The organism is Achromobacter sp. SIMBA_011 (assembly GCF_046535435.1).
Classification (GTDB): Bacteria; Pseudomonadota; Gammaproteobacteria; order Burkholderiales; family Burkholderiaceae_B; genus Achromobacter; species Achromobacter dolens.
The window spans coordinates 1-240 of the sequence record NZ_JAWRWN010001139.1; the positions used below are offsets into that span (position 1 = coordinate 1).

The following is a 240-nucleotide window of genomic DNA, read 5'->3' on the forward strand; positions in this document are numbered from 1 at the left end:
CTCGCTGACCTACCAGCGCACCCTGGACAACCATGTGCTGCAAAGCGTATCGGCCACCGCGATTACCGATACCTATGGCATCGGCTTGTCCGGGCGCGGCAGTTTCGCCACTGATGCGTTGGACGGCGATGGGTTTGTGCAGCGCTCCTCCTTCAATGGCAACCTCACTGGCGGCCTGAACCTGAGCAGCACGGTGGCGGTGGGCGGTTCGAAGATGGTCATGAGTAGCCAGCCCCAGGG

Annotated in this window: 1 protein-coding gene; it reads left to right on the top strand. The window is 62.5% G+C overall.

What is annotated here, in order from left to right:
- The coding region (locus tag SB816_RS34600; protein ID WP_410548574.1) for a hypothetical protein at positions 1-240 on the top strand (240 nt) is incomplete at both ends.